The 21,588-nt window shown below is 46.9% G+C and carries 24 protein-coding genes; 7 read left to right on the top strand and 17 right to left on the bottom strand.

Annotation, left to right across the window (positions count from 1 at the left end; all coding sequences use genetic code 11):
* Window positions 1-41: 41 nt before the first annotated feature.
* Window positions 42-1,394 carry a processed acidic surface protein gene (locus MHI54_RS06485; protein ID WP_340082675.1) on the bottom strand — a complete coding sequence of 451 codons (1,353 nt, stop codon included), beginning with the start codon at window positions 1,392-1,394 and terminating at the stop codon, window positions 42-44.
* A gap of 150 nt (window positions 1,395-1,544) precedes the next feature.
* Complete coding sequence (locus tag MHI54_RS06490) at window positions 1,545-2,051, bottom strand: GNAT family N-acetyltransferase (protein ID WP_095216735.1); 507 nt, start codon at window positions 2,049-2,051, stop codon at window positions 1,545-1,547.
* Window positions 2,052-2,211: 160 nt separating this feature from the next.
* On the opposite strand from MHI54_RS06490, the gene MHI54_RS06495 reads away from it, so the two are divergent.
* Together MHI54_RS06495 and yidC are read left to right on the top strand one after the other, a co-directional pair.
* Window positions 2,212-2,592 carry a hypothetical protein gene (locus MHI54_RS06495; protein WP_340082677.1) on the top strand — a complete coding sequence of 127 codons (381 nt, stop codon included), beginning with the start codon at window positions 2,212-2,214 and terminating at the stop codon, window positions 2,590-2,592.
* On the top strand, window positions 2,541-3,323 hold the full coding sequence (gene yidC / locus MHI54_RS06500; protein ID WP_340082678.1) for a membrane protein insertase YidC: 783 nt from the start codon (window positions 2,541-2,543) through the stop codon (window positions 3,321-3,323). The genes MHI54_RS06495 and yidC overlap by 52 nt, the downstream gene beginning before the upstream one ends.
* 44 nt (window positions 3,324-3,367) lie before the next feature.
* Here the strand turns inward: yidC and MHI54_RS06505 are convergent, their stop codons facing one another.
* The 7 genes from MHI54_RS06505 to MHI54_RS06535 all read right to left on the bottom strand — a co-directional run bounded on the left by MHI54_RS06505 (window position 3,368) and on the right by MHI54_RS06535 (window position 8,866).
* Window positions 3,368-3,784: an organic hydroperoxide resistance protein gene (locus MHI54_RS06505; RefSeq protein WP_095216737.1), complete on the bottom strand. Its 417-nt coding sequence runs from the start codon at window positions 3,782-3,784 to the stop codon at window positions 3,368-3,370.
* A gap of 99 nt (window positions 3,785-3,883) precedes the next feature.
* Window positions 3,884-4,828 (bottom strand): ABC transporter permease, encoded by a 945-nt coding sequence (locus MHI54_RS06510; protein ID WP_340082681.1) that lies wholly within the window; start codon window positions 4,826-4,828, stop codon window positions 3,884-3,886.
* Window positions 4,821-5,741, bottom strand: coding sequence for an ABC transporter ATP-binding protein (locus tag MHI54_RS06515; RefSeq protein WP_095216789.1), 921 nt, complete (start codon window positions 5,739-5,741; stop codon window positions 4,821-4,823). The genes MHI54_RS06510 and MHI54_RS06515 overlap by 8 nt, the downstream gene beginning before the upstream one ends.
* A 43-nt stretch (window positions 5,742-5,784) precedes the next feature.
* Window positions 5,785-6,474, bottom strand: a complete 690-nt coding sequence (locus MHI54_RS06520) for an ABC transporter ATP-binding protein (RefSeq protein ID WP_095216739.1) — start codon at window positions 6,472-6,474, stop codon at window positions 5,785-5,787.
* Complete coding sequence (locus MHI54_RS06525) at window positions 6,467-6,844, bottom strand: GntR family transcriptional regulator (protein WP_095216740.1); 378 nt, start codon at window positions 6,842-6,844, stop codon at window positions 6,467-6,469. Before MHI54_RS06525 ends, MHI54_RS06520 begins: the two co-directional genes overlap by 8 nt.
* Before the next feature lie 3 nt (window positions 6,845-6,847).
* Window positions 6,848-7,633 carry a hypothetical protein gene (locus MHI54_RS06530; RefSeq protein WP_340082682.1) on the bottom strand — a complete coding sequence of 262 codons (786 nt, stop codon included), beginning with the start codon at window positions 7,631-7,633 and terminating at the stop codon, window positions 6,848-6,850.
* Window positions 7,634-7,756: 123 nt separating this feature from the next.
* A complete protein-coding gene (locus MHI54_RS06535) occupies window positions 7,757-8,866 on the bottom strand; it encodes a glycerol dehydrogenase (protein ID WP_095216742.1) in 1,110 nt (369 codons plus the stop codon).
* A 155-nt stretch (window positions 8,867-9,021) separates the two neighbouring features.
* Here MHI54_RS06535 and MHI54_RS06540 point away from each other — a divergent pair, with 155 nt between their 5' ends.
* Window positions 9,022-9,924, top strand: a complete 903-nt coding sequence (locus tag MHI54_RS06540) for an SDR family oxidoreductase (protein ID WP_198946056.1) — start codon at window positions 9,022-9,024, stop codon at window positions 9,922-9,924.
* 42 nt (window positions 9,925-9,966) lie between these two features.
* On the opposite strand, the gene MHI54_RS06545 is transcribed toward MHI54_RS06540, so the two are convergent.
* Window positions 9,967-11,133, bottom strand: a complete 1,167-nt coding sequence (locus MHI54_RS06545; RefSeq protein ID WP_095216744.1) for an iron-containing alcohol dehydrogenase — start codon at window positions 11,131-11,133, stop codon at window positions 9,967-9,969.
* A 102-nt stretch (window positions 11,134-11,235) separates the two neighbouring features.
* Window positions 11,236-12,093: a dimethylarginine dimethylaminohydrolase family protein gene (locus tag MHI54_RS06550; RefSeq protein WP_340082687.1), complete on the bottom strand. Its 858-nt coding sequence runs from the start codon at window positions 12,091-12,093 to the stop codon at window positions 11,236-11,238.
* Between the two features lie 122 nt (window positions 12,094-12,215).
* Here MHI54_RS06550 and MHI54_RS06555 point away from each other — a divergent pair, with 122 nt between their 5' ends.
* Complete coding sequence (locus tag MHI54_RS06555) at window positions 12,216-12,641, top strand: pyridoxamine 5'-phosphate oxidase family protein (protein ID WP_340082688.1); 426 nt, start codon at window positions 12,216-12,218, stop codon at window positions 12,639-12,641.
* A 298-nt stretch (window positions 12,642-12,939) separates the two neighbouring features.
* On the opposite strand, the gene MHI54_RS06560 is transcribed toward MHI54_RS06555, so the two are convergent.
* The 3 genes from MHI54_RS06560 to MHI54_RS06570 form a co-directional block, all read right to left on the bottom strand.
* On the bottom strand, window positions 12,940-14,178 hold the full coding sequence (locus MHI54_RS06560) for an MFS transporter (protein WP_095216746.1): 1,239 nt from the start codon (window positions 14,176-14,178) through the stop codon (window positions 12,940-12,942).
* A gap of 18 nt (window positions 14,179-14,196) precedes the next feature.
* Entirely contained in the window at window positions 14,197-14,601 is a 405-nt protein-coding gene (locus tag MHI54_RS06565) for a MarR family transcriptional regulator (RefSeq protein WP_095216747.1), read from the bottom strand.
* Between the two features lie 117 nt (window positions 14,602-14,718).
* Window positions 14,719-14,952, bottom strand: a complete 234-nt coding sequence (locus MHI54_RS06570) for a hypothetical protein (protein WP_095216748.1) — start codon at window positions 14,950-14,952, stop codon at window positions 14,719-14,721.
* 119 nt (window positions 14,953-15,071) lie between these two features.
* Between MHI54_RS06570 and MHI54_RS06575 the strand changes: the two genes are divergently transcribed.
* Window positions 15,072-15,563 carry a GNAT family N-acetyltransferase gene (locus MHI54_RS06575; RefSeq protein WP_095216749.1) on the top strand — a complete coding sequence of 164 codons (492 nt, stop codon included), beginning with the start codon at window positions 15,072-15,074 and terminating at the stop codon, window positions 15,561-15,563.
* Between the two features lie 173 nt (window positions 15,564-15,736).
* On the opposite strand, the gene treR is transcribed toward MHI54_RS06575, so the two are convergent.
* From treR to treP, 3 genes are read right to left on the bottom strand one after another with little or no spacing between them, the layout of a single operon-like run.
* Entirely contained in the window at window positions 15,737-16,450 is a 714-nt protein-coding gene (treR, locus tag MHI54_RS06580) for a trehalose operon repressor (RefSeq protein WP_095216750.1), read from the bottom strand.
* A gap of 12 nt (window positions 16,451-16,462) precedes the next feature.
* Window positions 16,463-18,136: an alpha,alpha-phosphotrehalase gene (gene treC / locus MHI54_RS06585; protein WP_095216751.1), complete on the bottom strand. Its 1,674-nt coding sequence runs from the start codon at window positions 18,134-18,136 to the stop codon at window positions 16,463-16,465.
* An 18-nt stretch (window positions 18,137-18,154) separates the two neighbouring features.
* Window positions 18,155-19,564 carry a PTS system trehalose-specific EIIBC component gene (gene treP, locus MHI54_RS06590; protein WP_095216752.1) on the bottom strand — a complete coding sequence of 470 codons (1,410 nt, stop codon included), beginning with the start codon at window positions 19,562-19,564 and terminating at the stop codon, window positions 18,155-18,157.
* Between the two features lie 210 nt (window positions 19,565-19,774).
* On the opposite strand from treP, the gene coaA reads away from it, so the two are divergent.
* Together coaA and MHI54_RS06600 are read left to right on the top strand one after the other, a co-directional pair.
* Window positions 19,775-20,698: a type I pantothenate kinase gene (gene coaA, locus MHI54_RS06595; protein WP_095216753.1), complete on the top strand. Its 924-nt coding sequence runs from the start codon at window positions 19,775-19,777 to the stop codon at window positions 20,696-20,698.
* A gap of 23 nt (window positions 20,699-20,721) precedes the next feature.
* Window positions 20,722-21,588, top strand: coding sequence for a MurR/RpiR family transcriptional regulator (locus MHI54_RS06600; protein WP_095216754.1), 867 nt, complete (start codon window positions 20,722-20,724; stop codon window positions 21,586-21,588).

Raw genomic sequence — 21,588 nt, forward strand, 5'->3', positions numbered from 1 at the left:
GAAAAAAACCATGAATCATACGACTCATGGTTCAGCATGTATTAATTACTATGTGTCTTGCGACGGTTCCATGCGTAAAGCGCTGCACCGGCAGCCATCAATACCGTACCTGCTGCGAGAATATTACCAATCGGAGAAGCTGTGTCCGGCAGACGCTTCCCTTCTTCTTTCACTGTTTCTGCGGCAGTCTTCGTCGGTATGGCTGCTTTCTCTTTTACAGGTGCTTCATGTTTTGGAGCTGCTGGTTCCACTGATGGCTTTGGCTGCTCGACTGCAGCCGGGATTTCGAAAATTTCATGGTTCACCAGATCACCAGTCAAAGAAAAATTCATCAGCAGGTTCCCGCTCGCATCATACAGCTCGACAAACAATATTTGATTGCCGATATCCTTTATACGGGATAATTCCTCGATTGTTACTTCTTGCTTCGTCGTTCCATCCGCCAGGTAAAATTTAGCTTTTAACTGGAATAAATCCATTGCTTCGTGCCAGATGGACACTATCTCTTCACGCTGGCTGTCATCCAATTCATTGATCGTTTCAAAGTCACCGAATGATTCCAAGCGATCGTACAATGCAAACAGTCTCTCAAAGAACGCATCATCCATTCCACCCAAGACTGTATTTAAATGATCATAGAAATTCCGATATTCCTCTTTGCTGATTCCGATTGCCTGAAGCAACGGACTCATGGATTCCCATTCCATGTCGAAATCATAGCCGCTCTCCGTATAAATGAAAGATGCCAATTCATCGTAGCTGGCGAAGTCGTCCATTGTTACGCCATTATCAGCCAAAAGCTGATCTAATCCTTCTTTGCTCATGTCAACATCCTGCAATAGGAAATGCAAGGACACGCCATTGATATCGTTGTAAATCACGTCATATAAATCATCCATAAAAGCATAGCTGTAAATGTCTAATACACTCTCAGCAAACAGATCGGCCAATTCCTTCTCGGTCATGCCAAGATCATCGGCCAGCATCTGCAGGTTTTCGGCATTTACCGGTTCACCCATCACATAATACAGGTCCGTGACAAGCAGAATATTCTCGGCAGTGTAGCCCTTATCAGCATATCCTTGATCTGCCAATCTTTGATCGAATTGTTCGGCAGTATAATCATTTTCATCCAAAAAAGCTTGGAAGTTTTCCTTCGTTACCGGTTCACCGAGAAATTCACGCAATTCTTCCACAGAATCAGCATCGATCTCCTCCAGGGTCCCCCAGTCAAAATCGACCAAATAACGATTCAGACCTTCTGCATCTGTACCGAGCTCAGCTGCATAGGCTTCCAGCTCCTTCTCCTTAATGGCAGCAAACACAGTCCGAGGGGCCGCTGTTTGCAGGCAAAGCAAAACCATGATCATTCCAACCAATAGCTTCTTTATCACGTATGTTTCCTCCTGGAAATATATTTATATAATTCCAGATTATTATAAATACAGTAGGGAGTCATGACTAGATAATTATTTAAAAAATGAAAACTTTTTTACTTGACATAGAAAAAACCCCTCAAAAAGGGGTTTTTCGAATTCATTTTCTTATTTCAATGATATCCCCATTCGTTTGGAACGGGGCTGCATGCCCATCTTCACATAGAAATCTTCAGCTCTGGTATTGAAATTCCACACATTCAACTCGATTTCTGTAGCTCCGATTTTCTTGCCATAGCGCTTGATTTTCTCGAATAGATGACCGCCGATTCCTTTGCCTCGCATATCGGACCGGACGCAGAATTCCTCGATGAAGATATGCGCATGATGTGAAATCGTTTCATTTTTTATCCTTATCGTAGCAAATGCCATGACTTCCTTTCCTTTTTCCACTAGGAACACTTTTTTATTATCCAAATAAATATTGCTTTCAAACACATGCCGATCCAGCGGTTCCGCCTTCTTGGCGAAATACTCCGGCTGATTTTGATAATGTGTATTGTATAATTCCTTGTACAGGACAGCGACTTGGTCGTAATCAGAGACCTTTGCCTCGCGGATCTTGAACATCGGCTTCACCTCTGCAGCTTGTAGTCTTGTTAACCAGTTTATCATGTTCGTCCCCCTCCGTCATAAAACTGTTCAAATAAACTGCTGTCAGCAGAGAAAACGTTCCTTCTAGCCATTTCTCCAAGCGAATCAAGAATCCCTGCGTAACTTTGACAAGTTCCTGTATCTATAGGAAAATAGAAGGAACGAAAGGAGGTGTATACAGATGCTGTATGCTTTTTGGAATATGTTCGCTGATGATTTTACATCGCTTGTATTCTATATCGGCTTGACGATGACCTTCATCCTGGCACATCGGACCACAACGAAAGTCGCGAGCCGTTTTCATGCCAGCGATATGATGCAATGGCAGCATGTCTGTGCATTGGACAGCTGGAAATCGCATGCTCCTGCTACCATTACTTTCAGCAGGCCGATCGTTCATTGGCTCGCCCGCACTACCATGCGCAAAGACGGCCCCGATGATGATGGCGAAACTGCTCCTTGTCTGTATCCAAACAAGATCCAATCGATACAACAAGGAGGAAAAACAATTTGCAGCGCACATCTGTATCCACTTTCTTTAAAAAGTACGGTATCATCTTAAGTTCCATCATTCTGATTGCATTACTTTCCGGATGCCAGGGCTCCAGCGGAGGAGCATCCGATGAGGGATGGTTCAATCATTATTTCATCAGTCCGTTCTCTTATCTGATCAAGCTGATTGCCAGTAACTTCAATGACGATTACGGAATAAGCGTCATTTTGATCACGTTGGCTGTACGTCTCATCTTGATGCCTTTGATGCTGATGCAGCTGAAAAAGGGCTACGAAACACAGGAAAAAATGAAGCTGTTCAAGCCAGAGCTGGATGCCTTGCAGGCCAAATACAAAAATAAAACGGATGCCGAGTCCCGCCAAAAGCAGCAGCAGGAAATGATGGAGCTTTATCGGAAGCACGGCATGAATCCTTTCTCTGCAATGGGATGTCTTCCTCTTTTGATCCAGATGCCGTTTCTGATCGGCTTCTATTCCGCCATCCGTAATACACCCGAGATTGCCACACATGATTTTCTTTGGTTCAATCTTGGGACACCCGATATTGCCCTAACAGTGATCGCCATGGCAGTTTACTGGCTGCAATACCGCGTTTCCCAGATCGGCGTGGACCCGGCAAGAAGGCAGCAAGCCCGTATGATCGGTATCATATCCCCGCTTATGATTGGCTTCATTTCCTTCAGCTCCCCCGCTGTACTGCCGCTCTATTGGGCTGTCGGAGGTTTGTTCGTGATCTGCCAGACCTTGCTGGCAAAGTTTTTATTCCAACGGAGAAAATGAGTACAAAAAAACCACTTCCTTAATGGGAAGTGGTTTTTTGGTCATTATTCTGTAACGTTCACTTTCAAATCGACATCGATGTTGCCGCGAGTCGCTTTGGAGTATGGGCAGAACTGATGTGTCTTTTCCAATAGATCTTCTGCTTCTTCCTGGGAAACGCCTTTTACGTCCACAGTGATAGCTGCGGCGATTTTGAAACCATCGCCATCTTTCAATAGGCTGACATCAACAGAAGTTTCTGTCTCCACGCGTTTGCGTTCAAGTCTTGCTACATGGTTGAAAGCACCGTCGAAGCATGCGGAGTAGCCTGCTGCGAATAGCTGTTCCGGATTGGAACCTTCACGGTCACCTTTGCTTCCTGGCTGGACAAGATCAAGATCGATCAAACCATCATCAGATTTTACATGACCTTCACGACCACCGGTTGCTTTTGCGTGAGATGTGAACAATACATCACTCATGTCAATTCACTCCTATTTCGTTTATTGGTTTGAAAAAACTGCATACAGTATTACTAATTCCTTTTTACCGTTCTTTTAAACATAAAGCAAACGAATTGCTTAAGCTGTGACATCCCGTTTCATGAAACTGAACCAGGTGATGCCATTGATGATGATGAAATAGACAGCCAGTACAGCAATGGAGAAGCCCAATGTCATGCCATCCACCGGCGGAACATTGCCCGGATTATATACCGTCAAGTCCACGTTGTTAAACAAGATATATTTTGACCAGTCATATCTGGAAAGTATGAAACTGATGGTCGGGAAGAACAAGGAAATAAAGATAGAGAACCCGATTGCCAATGCTGTATTGCGGAATATGGTCGAGAGTGCAAATGCGATAGTCGCATAGAACAAGGTCTGGACAAAGTAGAGCCCGTAATCCCTCATTGTGGAGGCCAATATATTACTTGTCACAACATCTCCATTTTCCCAAACCACCCGCTTCGCATCGAATCCATTAAATCCGAAGAAGATACCTCCTATGAGGAAAGACAATCCTATAAAGAACGCAAAGAAAATGATGGTGGTAAGGATCATGCTGGCATACTTGGAAGTCAATACACTGAATCGGGAAGGTGTCTTTGTAAGCAATAGCTTGATTGTGCCTGTGCCGAATTCAGATGAGACAATCCCCCCGGCAATGATGGCAAGGAACAAAATGAGAAACGGTGCACAATTATACAAGACGTCTTCCATATAAGCCGCAAGTGAATCATCTTGAACCGGCGCGATGTCGTGATCCAGCTGATACTGAAGTGTGGTCAGATCCTGCTGTGCAGTGGCGGTATCCAACTCGCCTGCTTCGACCTGTTTTTGTATATCCTGTATCTGCTGTTCTGTATCCGTCCGCCAATCACTGGTGCTTCCTTCCGTGTAATACGCTATGAATCCGGCGATTGCAATCAGTAAAGCTGCTGCGATCCCCATCATGATCCATGTCGATAGACGGCGGAATGTTTTCATATGTTCATTCCTTACCAGCTTAATGAATCTAGACAATTTCTTTCCCTCCAGTCAATTCCAGGAATGTTTCTTCCAATGTCTTCGTTTCTGCTTGGATGCCATAGATACTGATCGCTTCCTTCGTCAGCTTGGCAGCAGCGGCAGGTATCTCATCGCGTGTCAGCTCCATGATGACTTGCTTGTCCTTGATCTGTGGTTTCTTGCTGCCCATATCACCCAGGACAATTGCCGCTTGCTCCACCGGTTCGACCTGGAATCTGACCATTTGAGTTTGTTCATCCGACATTTCATGTACTTGCTGTACCCCAAGCATCTTGCCATGCTGCAGGACTCCGATCCGATCACACATCAGTTCCATTTCGCTCAATAAGTGACTGGATACGATGACAGCCAGCCCCTCCGCCTCGGCCAGGTTGCGGATATATTCACGCATCTCGCGGATCCCGGCAGGATCCAACCCATTCGTCGGTTCGTCGAGGATGAGGACAGCAGGACGATGGAGCAGTGCCTGGGCAATGCCAAGACGCTGTCTCATCCCAAGGGAATAGGTTTTTACCTTGTCATGAATTCGTTTCTGAAGGCCCACAAGCTCGATGACCTCATCAATCCGTTTCCTATCCACGCCATCGCTCATTCTTCCAAAATGCATAAGATTCTGGTAACCGGTGAGATACTTATACATCTCCGGATTCTCCACGATAGCGCCGATATGCTTCATGGCCGCACCATGGGAGGTCTTGATGCTATTGCCTTTGATGAGGATATCTCCGTCCGTCATCCCCATCAGTCCAACAATCATCCGGATCGTCGTTGTCTTGCCGGCTCCATTCGGCCCTAAAAAGCCGAATACCTCCCCGGGATAGATGGAAAAATTGATGCCGTCGATGATCTTTCGGCCGCGTATCACTTTCGTAACCTGCTTTATTTCAACTGCTGGCTGCTTTTGCATGCTTTTTCGCTCCTTTGCCTTCATTAAGAGTTCCAATGCTTCCTTACTCATAAATCGAACTCATCCATTCCAATATGCCTTTCTGCTCATCATAGCGAAGATCTTCCACATTCCGATGATCGACCAATGCACCGTCCTTGATAGCGACCACTTCGTCGAGGATCATCTCCACTTCCATGATCTGGTGTGTGGAGAGGAGAAGCAGCTGCTTCTCGGTATCCACGAATGTAATCAGGCCTTTCACAATCGAATCCCGCACAAGCGGATCCAGGCCGGATAGCGGCTCATCCATCAGCAAGACCGGCACTTCCCTGGACAGTGTGAGGATGATTTTCAGTCTGCCGCGATTCCCCTTGGACAAATGCTTCACCTTTGTGTTGGCATCCAGGTTCATATAAGCCCGTATTTCCTCCGCTTTCCCTTTATTGAAATCAGGGAATTGTGTCGCATGGAAATCGATTGTCTGCTGGACGGTGTAGAAGGAGTAATACTCATCAAGCTCGGAAAGATAACTGACCTTCGATGCCACCCGGCGCGTCACTTTCTCTCCATCCAGTTCCACAGACCCTTTGGTCGGACTGATCAGCCCCGCAATGAGCTTCATCGTCGTTGATTTACCCGCTCCGTTCAATCCGACAAGACCGACGATTTTGCCTTTTTCCAACTTCAGATTCACGTCTCTTAATGCCGTCTTCGTCATATAACGCTTTGTCACATCTTTGAATTCAATCATTGCGTGCATCCCCTTCCAAGTAGGCCTGGAGCCCTTTTGTTATTTCTTCATTCCGATAACCCAAGTCATGCATGACTTGGATGAAAGTCTCGATTTGTTCTTGCTTCAGCTTCTCACGTATAGAAAGGAGAATGTCTTCATTTTCCGTGACGAATGTCCCTTGCCCTCTTCGTGATTCCACGATTCCCGATGCCTCCAGTTCGCGGTACGTCCGCTGTACCGTATTCGGATTTACTTTCGATGAAACTGCCATCTCCCGTACTGAAGGCAGTTTGTCGCCTGGCTTCAGCTCGCCGCTGACTATCTGTCTATTCAGCCGTTCTGCCAGCTGCAGATAAATTGGCTGGGATGATTGAAATGTATCGGCCATATGCTACACCTCTACCTTTTTGTCTAATAGCCAAGATGCAATGAAATAGATGATAAGAATGATGATCAGCTCTATTACGTATTTACCCGCATAAAGAGACAAACCTTCCCCTTGAAAACTGACCAACGCTTCCCTGGCACTGATGTCAAAATGCAAAGAATTGGCAACAGCACCCAAATTGATTCTCCCCCATTCTGTAATGGCGGTGTAGAATTTGGATTGGCTGAAAAGACCGAAATATAGATAGACGAACACCCACCAGCCAAAGAAAACCACTGTTCCGCTAAGAAATGATGGCATGTATCTTTCCAATAACAGAAAAACCACATACGCAAGAATGACGTAAACAGAAAAATCAATCGAAAACGAAACTACATGTACGAATGCAAGCATACCAATCTTGAACCACGTACCATCTGATAATGGTACAAAGTGCAACCCGCCCAGATATGCAGCAATACTCACGATGAACAAAGAGATCATCATGTACACGGTACCTGTAACCAACTTTGCTGCAAGAAGCCCGGAAGCATGCATCGGATTATGAAGCCAGAGATGCAATCTTTTTCTCTCGACCCCCAGACTGTAAAGCATGTAAATAGCCATGAAGAAGAAATGACCGCCTCCCCAGGCTAAACCGATGATGCCAACAGCATCCCAGGCATATCCGAATCTATAGGCACTCACTGTGACTATGATCAGCCCGACCAGGAATAACACAATCGCCAAGAGCAATATCGGCAAACCGACCCGGAACTCCTTCTTCACTAATGCAAGCCATGCTTTCATAAAATAAAACCTCCTGATGTATTACTGTATTAATTAGATAGTACACTAGTACAGAGATACACGTCAATAGGCAAAGAAAAAAAGCTGGAACATTTTTTCCTGTTCCAGCTTTTTCATTTCCTATCAGGCCTCGTACCCAATCGATTCCTTGTAGGCTTTGGCATATTGATCCGCTGCTTTGATAGCATCCACGACTTGATCTGCCGTGATCGTACCAGGGAGATTGTGGATGGATTCCCCTTCTTGAACAGCCAGTTCGGCTACTTTCAGCAAATCTTCATCCGAAACATCTTTCAGCTTGATATCCTCCAATGTAACTGGAAGCCCTAAAGCGAGATAGAAATCAATGTATGTGTTGATTTCATCCAGTGTGCGATCCTCCAAGGCCAGCTGCGTCAATGTACCGAAGGCGACCTTTTCCCCGTGAGTGAGATTATGGATTTCCCCGTGCAGGGCGGTAAAACCGTTGTGGATGGCATGCGCCGCTCCCAGCCCTCCGCTTTCAAAGCCGAGTCCGCTGAGCAGTGTATTTGCTTCGACCACTGCTTCCAATGCTGGTGTGACAATCTGACGCTTGTTGGCCTCATAAGCAAGCAAACCGTACTCAAATAATACTTCTTCCGCTTTCTCGGCAATCGCTTGCCCGGCGATGGTTGCCAGCCCGCCAGCCATATTAGTGCCGCGGCCTTCTATGGAAGCGCGTGCTTCCACCCAAGTGGCCATCGCATCCGCAATACCGGAAGCCAGGAAACGCGGAGGCGCTTGAGAGATGATTTTTGTATCGACCAGGACAAGGTCCGGATTCTTGTCATAAAACTTATAGCTCTCGAATGTTCCCTCCTCGGAATAGATGACGCTCAAACCGCTCGTCGGCGCATCAGTCGATGCTGTCGTCGGCATGATGACGACTCCAGCCCCAATCTCGTCCGCGACCGCCTTGGCGGTATCAAGTGTCTTGCCGCCTCCGATCCCGATGACAACATTACTTTCCTTGCCTTCATCCGCAATCCGTTTGATTTCTTCCGTTGAAGCTTCCCCGCCGAATACGATCTTTTTCGTCTGGATACTGTTCTGCCCCAGATTCTCTACCACTGTATCACCTGCCAAGTCCCATACAAACTCATCAGCGAGAACAAGCGCATCATCCCCGATTTTTTTCACATATTCGCCAGCTTTCCGAAGCACATCCTTTCCTTGTACATACCGGCTTGGACTGATGAATACTTTTTCCATGAATAAGACCCCTCTCCAACTTTTGAATGGTCACTCTTTAAATCCTTTTCCCTCTTTGTTCTGTTCCCTAACGTAAAATACCTTTTCCTTGGCAAATTATCATCTCTATTTGCATATATTTCATCTGGAGCGAAGAATGCAGAGGAGGGCAAGAATTGACGCAGCAACCCAATCAAAAATACCGGCCGGTCCAACCCGGCACGAACTTTTACTTTCCGCCTCAGCATCAGGAGCAGCAGCCTGGCATAGAGGGGCTGATGCAGCCGAGGCCAATCATCGAGACAGATGCATATAAAGGATCAGGTAAGCTGGAAGGGAAAGTAGCCATCATCACCGGGGGCGACAGCGGCATCGGAGCGGCTGCAGCCATCGCTTTTGCCAAAGAAGGTGCCGATGTTGTCATCCCTTATTATTATGAGTACGAAAACGAAGATGCCGGACGAACAAAGAACCGTATCGAGCAGCTTGGTCAGCGCTGCACATTGATAGTTGGCGATTTGCGGAGTGAATCGCATTGCCGGGCTGTTGTCGAGCGTACCATCCAAACTTATGGAAAGCTGGATATCCTTGTGAACAACCATGGGGTCCAATTCCCTCAGGACTCCTTGACGGATATTTCCACCGCACAATGGGATGCAACATTTCATACAAATATTTTTGCTTTCTTCTATTTGACAAAAGCAGCACTCCCGTATTTGAGAAGAGGAAGTACAATTGTGAATACAACGTCCGTGACAGCTTATGAAGGCAGACCTGACCTGATTGATTATGTCTGCACGAAAGGGGCAATTGTCGGCTTCACCAGGGCGCTATCACAAAACCTTGCGACAAAAGGGATTCGGGTGAATGGAGTGGCACCAGGACCGATCTGGACACCGCTCATCCCTTCCAGTTTCTCTGCTGAGGATGTTGCCACATTCGGCCAGGATGTACCGATGAAACGTGCCGGCCAGCCATATGAGCTTGCCCCGGCATATGTATATCTCGCCAGTGAAGACTCTTCTTACGTCACCGGCCAGATCATTCACGTTAATGGCGGCACTATGGTAAGTTCCTAAAAGAAAAAGCCTGCGCAAATTCCATGCGCAGGCTTTTGATGATCAATAAGACGCTTTGTAGATGGCAAGCGAATCTTCTTTATTCAGTTTGCGATATCCGCCGAATTCACCGTTGGCATAAGCCTTTTCAGCCATCAATTCCAAGCTGTCCTCGGAAATATCGTAGTCACGAAGTGTTGCCGGGGCATCGATGCTGTTCCAGAATGCCCGTAATGCATCAATTCCCTCAAGCGCAACTTCCTTATCTGTTTTGCCTGCCGGATCGACACCGAAGACACGGACAGCAAGCTGCTTGAAGCGAGGTGCAGTCTCATCATCAAGCACATGCTTCATCCAGTTAGGGAAGATGATGGCAAGACCGCCGCCATGCGGGATATCATGGACTGCAGAAACAGCATGCTCCAGATTATGTGTCGCCCAGTCGCCGCGGAAGCCCATGTTCAGCACGCCATTCAATGCCATCGTGCCGCTGTAAAGGATGGTTGCACGGTAATCGTAATTTTGCAGATCCTCAAGCAGCTTCGGACCAGTTTCCATTACTGTCCGCAATAAGGATTCACAGAAACGATCCTGCAATTCGGTGTTGGTTGTCGTATGGAAATAATGCTCCAATACGTGTGACATCATATCGACAATACCGTAAATGGTTTGATCACGCGGAACCGTGAACGTGTTCTGCGGATCCAGGATAGAGAATCTCGGGAATGTATGCGGGCTTCCCCAGCCGTATTTCTCGTTCGTTTCCCAGTTCGTGATAACAGAACCGGAGTTCATTTCGGAACCTGTCGCCGCAAGCGTCAGCACTGTACCGAATGGAAGGGCATCGTCTGCGAATGCCTTCTTCGTAACGATGTCCCATACATCCCCATCATATTTTGCCCCTGCTGCAATGGCTTTTGTACAATCGATTACACTGCCGCCGCCAACAGCAAGCAAGACATCGATTCCTTCTGTTTTGCAGATCTCCACGCCCTTGCGCGCGGTAGAGACACGCGGGTTCGGCTCCACGCCTGACAGCTCGAATACTTCGGCGCCGATTTCTTTAAGTTCTTTCAATACTTTGTCGTATAAGCCGCTGCGTTTGATGCTGCCGCCGCCATATACAAGCAATACTTTCTTTCCGTATGCAGGAATTTCTTCTTTCAATTTATCTAATTGGTCTTTACCGAAAATCAATTTTGTCGGGTTATAAAACGTAAAATTATCCAATCTGATCGCCTCCACTTTTTATTATGCTAAAGGCCTGGAGCAGAAGTAAAGCAATCCGCTCAGCCTGCCAAAACTTAGGATATATAATTGCAACTATTTCATTCATTGCCGCAGCAGCGGCAGGGAACAGCAGCGGAATGATCCGCCGGATTTGATGATTTCCGAGAAATCCACCTCGATGACCGTGACTCCTTCCTTGCGCAAAGCTTCATTCACGCGTTTATTGGAAGGCAGGCTCAGCAGCTTATCCGGCGCAAAGGAAAGGATATTGGTCCCCATATAGAATTGTTCTTCTTCGGAAATCTCTATCGTCCTGTAAAGCTTTCGGAACCTGTCCAAATCCGCCTTTTCAAAAGCATCCGGATAAAGGATTGCCAGGTCATCCCGGACCAGATTGAAAACGCAATCCAAATGCAGGATATCCTCCCGGATCTTCACGCCGATCACTTCATAGTCCGGCAGCTGCTGCTGTACTTGCTGTACGGCATCCTTGTCCGTCCGTCTGCTCAGCCCGATCCAGACTCGCCGGCGATCGATGACAACATCGCCGCCTTCGATCGTCCCCTCGGTAATATCCTTGTATGTAAGTCCCTGTTCCTCAAGACATTCGCGGAATACTTTCGTTTCCCCTTTCCGTATATCGTCTTCCATATTCGACGCAAATAGCGTATCTCCTACACAAAAACCGATATCCCGGGTATAAACTTGCTCATTGAATGGTTCTTTCGCCGGCAATGATAGCACATCGACTCCATGATCGCGCAGCACGTCTACAAAATCCGTGTGCTGTTTCATGGCTAAATGCTTATCGATATTATGATTCAGATAATGCTTTTGTGTTTCATTGATCACTTTACGTATTTCCATGAAAGCCGGCGGGCAGACGACGACATGCTTAAGCTGGCCGAATTCCGTCTGGCACTTGATCTGAGGTTTTTTCCCTTCCTGCATCTTAGTCATATGATTCCCTCCATTGTTAGCTATCGGACAACACTCTCTGCCGCTCTTTATACCCTTCCCTATTTTCGTGTTTAATAAGCTGCCAAAAAAGGGATACTACCCTTAGACAGAAGGAGGAGAGCATGATGGAACAAGCAGAAGTCAGAAAACGCGTTGAACGAATTCTTGAAAATCAAAAAATCGGCACACTTGCCACCGTACAGGGAGGCAAGCCTTATACTCGATATATGGCCTTCTTCAATGAAGGATATACATTATATTGCGCAACCAGCGGCAGCTCACACAAAGTGGATGATATCGAGAGCAATCACAGCGTCCATATCCTGCTCGGATATAATGGTGATGGCGTCGGAGATGAATATGTGGAAATCGAGGCCGATGCCATTGTGAGTGAATCTCCCGAACTGAAGCAGCAGCTTTGGAAAGACAGCTTCCGAGCATGGCTTGATGGCCCGGATGATCCGGATTATGTCGTATTGGAAATCAATCCCGATAAAATCTACTTGAAGAATGTGAATAAAAGCGACGTTTATAACGTCGACCTATAAAGACAAGCAGAACCTCTTTGGAAGTCGCCCTATCGGCAGAGAGACTGAGCAGCTTGGCAGGGAAGATGATTCCTGTATGATGCAGGAATCATCTTCTTCACTTTCCGCTTTCCCTGAAAATGATCCTCATAGGAATCACAATTCGAAATCCGTCTCATCTTCCTTCTTTTCTGCAAGCAGTGCCTGGATTCCACTTTTTCCATGCAGTCCCCGGCAACAGGATGAATCCAATATGATTTCACTGGTGATCAAAGTCAACATACAAAAAAGCCATGATCGGATGATCATGGCTTTCCCTTTAATTCAAGCGATCCATTGCGCCTCTTCTGGCTGTGAATAATAGTAAACCGATTAGCACTGCTGCCGCAGCGACATAATACGGGGCACCAATCGAAATGTGCTCTGATACTTTCCCTGCAAGCCATGGCGATATCGAACCACCTGTGAAGCGGAGGAAGCTATATGCAGCCGATGCAGTAGAACGCTCAACCGGCGATACTTCCATAACGGCTGTTGTCATGACAGTATTGTTAATACCAAGCAACAATCCCATCAAGGCAATCATCACGATCAGGAACACCGGCCAATGGGCACCGATGCCCATCAAAGCCAACGTAATGATGATACCGACCATTACCAGACTAAGCGATTTTTTCGTGCCCAGCTTTGTTTCGAAGGATGGTGCGATAAAGATCGAACCGATTGCCAGCATGACACCCCAGACGAAGAAGACGAATCCGATACCGAATTCACCCAGATTCAAGACAAACGGCGAATAAGTCAATAAGGTAAAGAATCCGAAGTTATAGAATAAAGCTGTCAAGCCCATCGTCAGGAGTCCTGGATGACGGAGCGCCTGAAATGGCGCCGAAAGCGGAATTTTCTTCGCCGGTTTCGGTACATCGGTCAGCAATATCCATACTGCGAGCAATCCGATCAGCATCAGTACAGCGACACCGAAGAAAGGTCCGCGCCAGTGAATGGAACCAAGCAGACCTCCCAAAAGCGGTCCGACCGACATCCCTAAACCCAGGGCCGCTTCATAAAGCATGATGGCAACCGCCGAGCCGCCGCTGGCCACACTTACAATCACGGCAAGCGCAGTGGAGATGAACAAGGCATTGCCCAACCCCCAGCCGGCACGAAGTCCGACCAGTTCATTCACACTGCCAGCCAATCCTCCCAAGGTGGAGAACAAAATGATGATGATCAGTCCGGTCAACAGCGTCATTTTCGGACCGATCCGGCTTGATAACCAGCCGGTGATCAGCATCATGATTCCGGTAACAAGCAAATAGCTCGTAAATAATAACTCGACTTGACTTGGTGTCGCATCCATCTGGGCTGCGATGGAAGGCAGGATAGGGTCGACCAGACCTATCCCCATGAATGCAACCACACATGCAAAAGCAACCGCCCATGCTGCTTTCGGTTGCCGGAAAATCCGTTTTATACTATGTGCATCTTCCTGTAATTCTTTTTCCGCTTGTTCGATTTCGTGTCCATCGGGTATCGTTTCATTACGAATGTCCGACATACACTCATCTCCTTTCCTTTAATTAGCGAGCATCTTACGGCTCAGCCTTATGAATTCATTCTTTTCTTCTTCCGTCAATTTATCCAAGAAAGAGCCAAATGCTTTATCCCTTGCACCTGAGAAGCTTTCATAGAAATCGGATCCTTTTTGCGTAATCGCAAGCATGACCACTCGACGGTCCTTCTCTGAATGAATACGTTCCAAATAGCCTTCCTTCATCATGCGATTGCCTAAATTTGTCGCGCCGCTATAGCTGATACCGACTTCTTCAGCCAAATCAGACATGCGCATAGGACCATTATTTTTCAGCAGCCTCAGCAATACAAGCTGCGGACCGGAAATCTGGAAATCCCATTCCTTTCGCAACGCTTTATTGACATTGCGTACTAATTCGATAAAATCTACCATGTCTCTGTTTTCCACAGCCAAACCCCCAATTGGTGCTTTCTACTAGTATTAGTATACATCAATATTTCATACATGTGAAATAAATTTCATTAAAAAAATTCCAGCCGCCCTGACAGCAGCTGAAACTTTTCCTTAACCTCTTCTTTTACTTGTTTTTTCCGTCTGTTCATTCACTGCTTGCCTGATATGATAAAGTTCAGCATACATACCTGCTGCGAATGCCCCGATGATACTGAGCAGCACACTTACGATCATTGCCATGAAGTCTGAATCGAAGCCAAGCATAGCGACCGCGCCGATGATGAATCCGATCACCAAGCCGATGGCAGTGAATTGGAGTATCTTACCGAATGTTACGGAATGCATCTATCCCCATCCTCTCATCTGCCTTTTTATCTATTTTTCTTATACCCCAAACGCAATGAGACTATTCTTCCATTCGATCGTTTAGTATAATAAGCCAAAAAAACACTGGGGGAAATGGCATGCAATACCGTATCGCAGAAATTCATGATCTTCCTGCAATTGTTTCCATTTATAATTCCACAATTCGGGGAAGGATGGTGACAGCCGATCTGGAAGAGATATCAGTCGAAAGCAGATTGGAATGGTTCCAGCGTCATACTGAGCTGAGACCGCTTTGGGTGGTAGAAGAAGATGGGAATATATTGGGCTGGATCAGCCTGGAGCCGTTTTATGGCAGGGCTGCTTATCATAAGACTGTGGAAGTCAGCATCTATATCCATGAGGATGCCCGAGGCAAAGGACTAGGGAAAAAAATGCTGCAGTTCGTCCTTGATCAGTCCAAGGCATTGGATTTCAAGACTGTTTTAGGTTTTGTTTTCGGACATAACGAACCAAGCATCAAGCTTTTCGAGCACTTTGGATTTGAGCGTTGGGCCAATATGCCGAATGTTGCGGAACTCGATGGCATCGAGCGGGATCTAGTTATTCTAGGCAAGCGAATTCGGCCATGACAGCTATCCACTTGTGGATAAGTTCCTCTCAGCATCAATCGTCAAATTTTTCTGTGTATAACTCAAGTTACGCACAAATTATGTGAACAAACAGAATCTTTCTGTGTACAAGCATCTCCTTACCCACAAAAAAATGTGCATAGCCTCTAAGCTATGCACATTTGCCATATCTCTCATTTCGTCCTTCGAGCAAAATCGACAAAGCGGAACTTGTCAGGGCGATGTTTCGACTCCGTGTATTGGAATAAAGTCGTATCCTCCAGATAAACAGCACTGCGCACCACCACAAGCTGTTGATAACTTCCCATGTCCAATATCTCTTTATCTTTTGCATCTGCCTCTTCGACGACAACTTCCTTCCTTGCGTAGCTGATCGAAAGCCCCAATTCCTTTTCCAGATAATCATAAATAGAATCAGCGGCAATTTCTTTCGTAAGCCCCGGGGCCAGCTCCTTCAATAGCAGATCTTTATCATAAATGACTGCTTCCCCATCAAGCTTGCGCAACCGGTGCAGCTCCCATACAGGAGCACCCTCCCCGCATTGCAGCACCTGCTGCCTGAACCCACGCGCTTCCTCAGTGAGAAGCTTGATGACACTCGTTTCCACCTTCTGCGACATCGAACGGGCCAACTCCTTGAAGCTTGTCAAACCACTGACAGGCAGAGGCAGCTTGTCCTGTTCAAGCACTACCGAGCCTTTGCCTTGCAGCTTCTGGATATATCCATTTTGAGATAATAGCTGCAACGCTTTTCTCACTGTTTCCCGGGATGTTGCAAATCTTTCCGTCAATTCATTTTCAGAGGGCAGCAATTGCCCTGCCCTGATTTTCTCCGTCTGAATTTCTTTAGCCAATAAATCATAGATTGCTTGAAATTTCTTCTCCATCCCATCAGGCCTTTACGCTTTACTATGATAAATGACCGCTTCGTACGGGCGAAGCCGAATCTGTCTGTATTCCGATGGACTATCCTGATAATTGGAAAGCAGGATTTCAGCTTTTGCCGTTTGTTCTTTCGGATAGGAAAATTCGGCTTCCTCTCCGAAGAAATTCGCAACGACCAACAGTTTCTCACCGTTCCACCTTCGCTCATAACAGAAGATGCGCTCATCATCCATACATAACGGTTCATAATCTCCATGGGTAATGATAGCATACTCCTTCCGTAATCGAATCAGCTTTTGATAGTGATAAAAGATGGAATCCCCATCCTGGAGTGCTTTTTCCACATTGATGTCCGGATAGTTCGATGCGGCTTCAATCCATGGCTTCCCTTCAGTGAATCCGGCATTTTTTGAGCCATTCCATTGCATCGGGGTCCTCGAATTATCCCTGGAGCGAAGCTGGATGATCCGCAGCACCTGTTCCTCTGCCATTCCCGATTCTCTTAATGCCAGATAAGCATTATGTGTCTCGACATCCTTATAATCATCCAGCTTTGAGAATTTCGGATCTGTCATCCCTATCTCTTCTCCCTGATAGATATAAGGAGTCCCTTGCATCATATGGAGCACGGTTGCCAGCATCTTGGCGGATTCTTTCCTCCATCGACCGTCATCACCGAATCTGCTGACAATACGAGGCTGATCGTGGTTGCACCAGAAAAGCGCATTCCAGCCGCCCACTTCCTGCATACCGATTTGCCAATCAGATAAAATCTGCTTCAATTTGATGAATTCCAGTTTACCATCAGTCCATTTCCTTCCGTTTTCATAATCCACCTTCAGATGGTGAAATTGGAACGTCATATCCAATTCCTCGGCATCGGGTTTCGTATACTGCTGGCAGGCAGCCAAACTCGTGGATGACATCTCGCCGACTGTCACCAAGTCATGCGGAGCAAACACTGCTTGATTCATCTCATGCATAAATTCGTGGATACGGGGGCCATCTGTATAATATCCCTTGCCATATTGACCATCCGGAGCATTCCGATCATCAGGAAAGCTCTGTACTTTTGACACTAGATTGATGACATCCAGCCGGAACCCATCAAGACCCTTTTCGGCCCAAAAATTCATCATCTTAAATAAGTCTTGCCGTACCTTTTCGTTTTCCCAGTTAAGGTCAGCTTGGGTCTTGTCGAACAAGTGTAAGTAATACTGATTCGTATGTTCCTCCAATGACCAGGCACTGCCGCCAAACTTGGATACCCAATTGTTCGGCTCGGCGCCATTTTTGGAATCCCGCCAAATGTAATAGTCGCGATATGGATTATCGATCGAGGAACTTGCCTGGCGGAACCATTCGTGATCGGTCGATGTATGGTTAATCACTATATCCATCATCAATTTCATATCACGATCATGCAATTCGCTGATTAACCGTTCCACATCTTCCATCGTGCCGTATGCTGGCTCGATCCTGTAATAATCGCTGATATCATATCCATTGTCTTTCTGCGGTGATTGATAGATAGGGGTCAGCCACACCATATCCACACCCAGCTCCTTCAGATAATCAAGCTTCCCGATGATACCTTGTAAATCTCCCACTCCATTGCCTGTCGTATCAAGGAAGCTTTTTGGATAGATTTGATAAACCGTACTTCTTTTCCACCATGGTTCGTGCATTATCACTTCTCCTCCTGTTTACACATTCCTTTTCTTTTTCGCCACTAAATAGGTTGTGACGAATGGCACAACAATGACAATCACCATCCCGATAGCAAATGCTCCCCAGCTTCCGGGAAGAATCGAAAAGATACCCGGCACGCCTCCGATCCCCACCGAGCTAGCCTCCACGCCTCTCCAGGCAATGAACATTCCAGCTATGGCCGAAGCTCCCAGTGCCAGGAAGAAGGGGTAGCGAAAACGCAGGTTGACACCGAATACCGCTGGTTCCGTGACACCGAGCCAAGCGCTGATCCAGGATGTCAGCGACAATCCGCGCAGCTTCTCATCCTTTGTTGCCAGCATCACACCAAGTGTGGCTGACCCTTGCGATATATTGGACAAGGCTAATATCGGCCAGAGGAATGTGGCACCTGTATTGGCGATCAGCTGTAGATCGAGCGCCAGGAATGTGTGATGCAAACCGGTAACGACCAATGCTCCGTATAATGCCCCGTACAGCAAACCACCAAGCGGGGCGACCATATCAAAAACAGCAACGAATCCATCAGTGATGGCATTTCCGACGATGAACATGATCGGGCCGATCACGACGAAACTCACAATTCCAGTAAGCAGGAGCGCCACAGGAGCTACAATGAGGAGCTGGAAACTGTCAGCCACTTTACGCCGCAGGAATATTTCTATCTTTGCCAGCACCCATGCTGCAAATAGTACCGGCAGGACCTGCCCTTGATATCCGACACGCTGGATTTCCAGTCCAAACAGATTCCAGACCGGTGCATTTCCTTCCAGGGCCGCACTGGCATAATCAGTCGGATTCAATAGGGATGGATGGATCAAGGCCAATCCCAGCACCATACCGAGCAGCGGACTGCCGCCGAACTTTTTGACAGCCGACCAGCCGATCAAAGCCGGCAGGAAGGCAAACGCCGTGTTAGCGATTACATAAATCATATCGGCAATGCCTGCCCACTGCGGATAAACCTGTATGATCGATGCTCCATCGAAGATGATGCCTTCATTATTCAAGATGTTATGAATGCCCAGCAAAAGACCCGCTGTGACGATGGCTGGCAAAATCGGGATGAAAATATCGCCAAGTGTTTTCAACGCTCGCTGCAGCGGGTTCCCTTTACCGCTTACAGATTCTTTGACCTCCTCTTTGGTGGATTCGCCGATATCGGCAACCCGGATGAAATCCTTGTATACTTTATCAACCGTACCTTGTCCGATGACAACCTGATACTGGTTATTTGCCGAAAAAGACCCTTTTACAACATCGATCTTCTGCAATGCCTCTTTGTCCACTTTTCCTTCATCCATCAACGCTAACCGCAGCCGCGTGACACAATGCGTCGCAGCTTGGACGTTCCCTTTGCCGCCAAGGGCCGCCAGTATTTCCTCCGCCTGCTGTTTTAAATCCACTTCGGACACCTCACCTTTTGTATGATGTAAGCGAATACATTTTCATCATAACTTGTATATACAAGTCATGCAAGCTATTACTACCATTCTATACCCCAAGATTCCACTCTGGATTATTGAATTTTGTCGTAGTAAAATGGAAAAGTATTTGTAAACGTTTTTACTTGGCACACTAATTCTCAAATTCGCAGACAAAAGTTGAGGGTAATCATGCATACATACAAACCTTACTATCATTTTTCCCGGGAAGCGTGGGCTGCTCTTTCGGAAACTGAAACACCGCCCCTGACGCAATCAGAACTTGAAGAAATCCGCGGAATCAATACACGGATTTCCCTGCCCGAGGTGGAGAGTGCTTATATGCCGCTGACGAAGCTCATTTCTTTTTATCTTGAAGCGGCAGAAACACTCCACGCCAAAGCAGGTGCTTTCCTTGGAACAAGCGAGAAAAAAGTACCTTTCATAATCGGCATCGCTGGAAGCGTGGCAGTCGGCAAAAGTACAATTGCACGATTGCTTCAATTACTGCTTTCCCGTGTACTGCCTCATAAGAAAACGGAGCTCGTGACGACAGATGGCTTCCTTTATCCGAATGCAGTCTTGCAGGAAAAACAGCTGATGAAACGGAAAGGTTTCCCGGAGAGCTATGATATCAAGGCATTGATCGATTTCATGGGGCAGGTGAAGGCGGGCACGACGAATATCATGGGCCCGCAGTACTCCCATCTAACCTATGATGTCCTGCCGGAGCAGGCAGAATTGGTATCCGATCCAGACATCCTGATCGTCGAAGGAGTGAATGTGCTGCAAGTGAAGGAAGAATATCAGTTCTTCGTCAGCGACTTCTTCGATTTCTCGATATATATCGATGCCGAAGAAACCAACATCGAGAAGTGGTATAAGGAACGCTTCCTTATGCTGCGGGCAACGGCATTCCAGGATCCGAAATCCTATTTCCGCCATTATGCGGAAGTTTCCCTTGAAGAAGCACTGAAATCAGCGGATACGATATGGAAAGAGATCAATGCAAAGAATCTGCACGAAAACATCCTGCCGACTAAAGGCCGTTCCGATCTCATCCTCCGCAAGGGAAATAATCACGAAGTCGAAGACGTATATTTACGTAAACTCTGAAGCGAAAGGGGTCTTTTTCCGTCATGCCGGATATATACCACCGTATTTCCAGTCAGCGGGAGCAGATGTCAAAGTCCCAAAAGAAAATTGCTAATTTCATCATCGAACATCCGAATCAAGCACCCTTCCTCAATGTGGAAGGCTTGGCGAATGCAGCAGGGGTCAGTGATGCGACAATCGTACGCTTTGCCGCTTTTATGGGGTATCGCGGCTTTCCCGAGATGCAGCTCGCCTTGCAGAATGCCATGCAGGAGCAGCTGAATGCAACGGAACGATTCAAGCATCCTTCGGAGGAAATCGAGACAGAGGATCAGGATTTATATGCCATCTTCCTGCGTGACCAAGCGAATATCCAGGAAACGATGGAGGGAATCGATATGCAAGCATTCCATGAAGCTGCCGATACAGTCATCAATTCCAAACGAATCTTCATCCTGGCGAATCGGAGTGCAGTCAGTGTAGCGGATTTGCTGCATTATCATCTCTCCTTCATATTCGAGAATGTGGAGATCGTCGAACCTTCCGACAGGGCAATAGACCAAATCTCCACCATCCGGGAGGAAGATGCGCTGATAGCCTTGAGCTTCGTCCGTTATTCGAATCACACACTGCGATTATTCCAGATGGCCAAGGATCGCGGCGCAAAAGCCATTGCCATTACAGATGGTTTATCATCGCCTCTGCTCACAGCAGCCGATTATTCGTTCATGGCTTCCAGCAAATCTCCTTCGCTGACGCATTCCCTGACGGCCCCGATCAGCCTGATTCATGCTTTCATCGCTCTGATCGGAAAAGAAAAGGCCGATGACGTAAAAAAACGCCTTCGCACAATCGAACAGGCGTGGCGTGATTTTAAAGTGTTTTCCAATTTCAAACCCCCGACATCTTGA

Origin of the sequence: Terribacillus sp. FSL K6-0262 (assembly GCF_037977385.1) — a bacterium.
GTDB lineage: Bacteria > Bacillota > Bacilli > Bacillales > Amphibacillaceae > Terribacillus.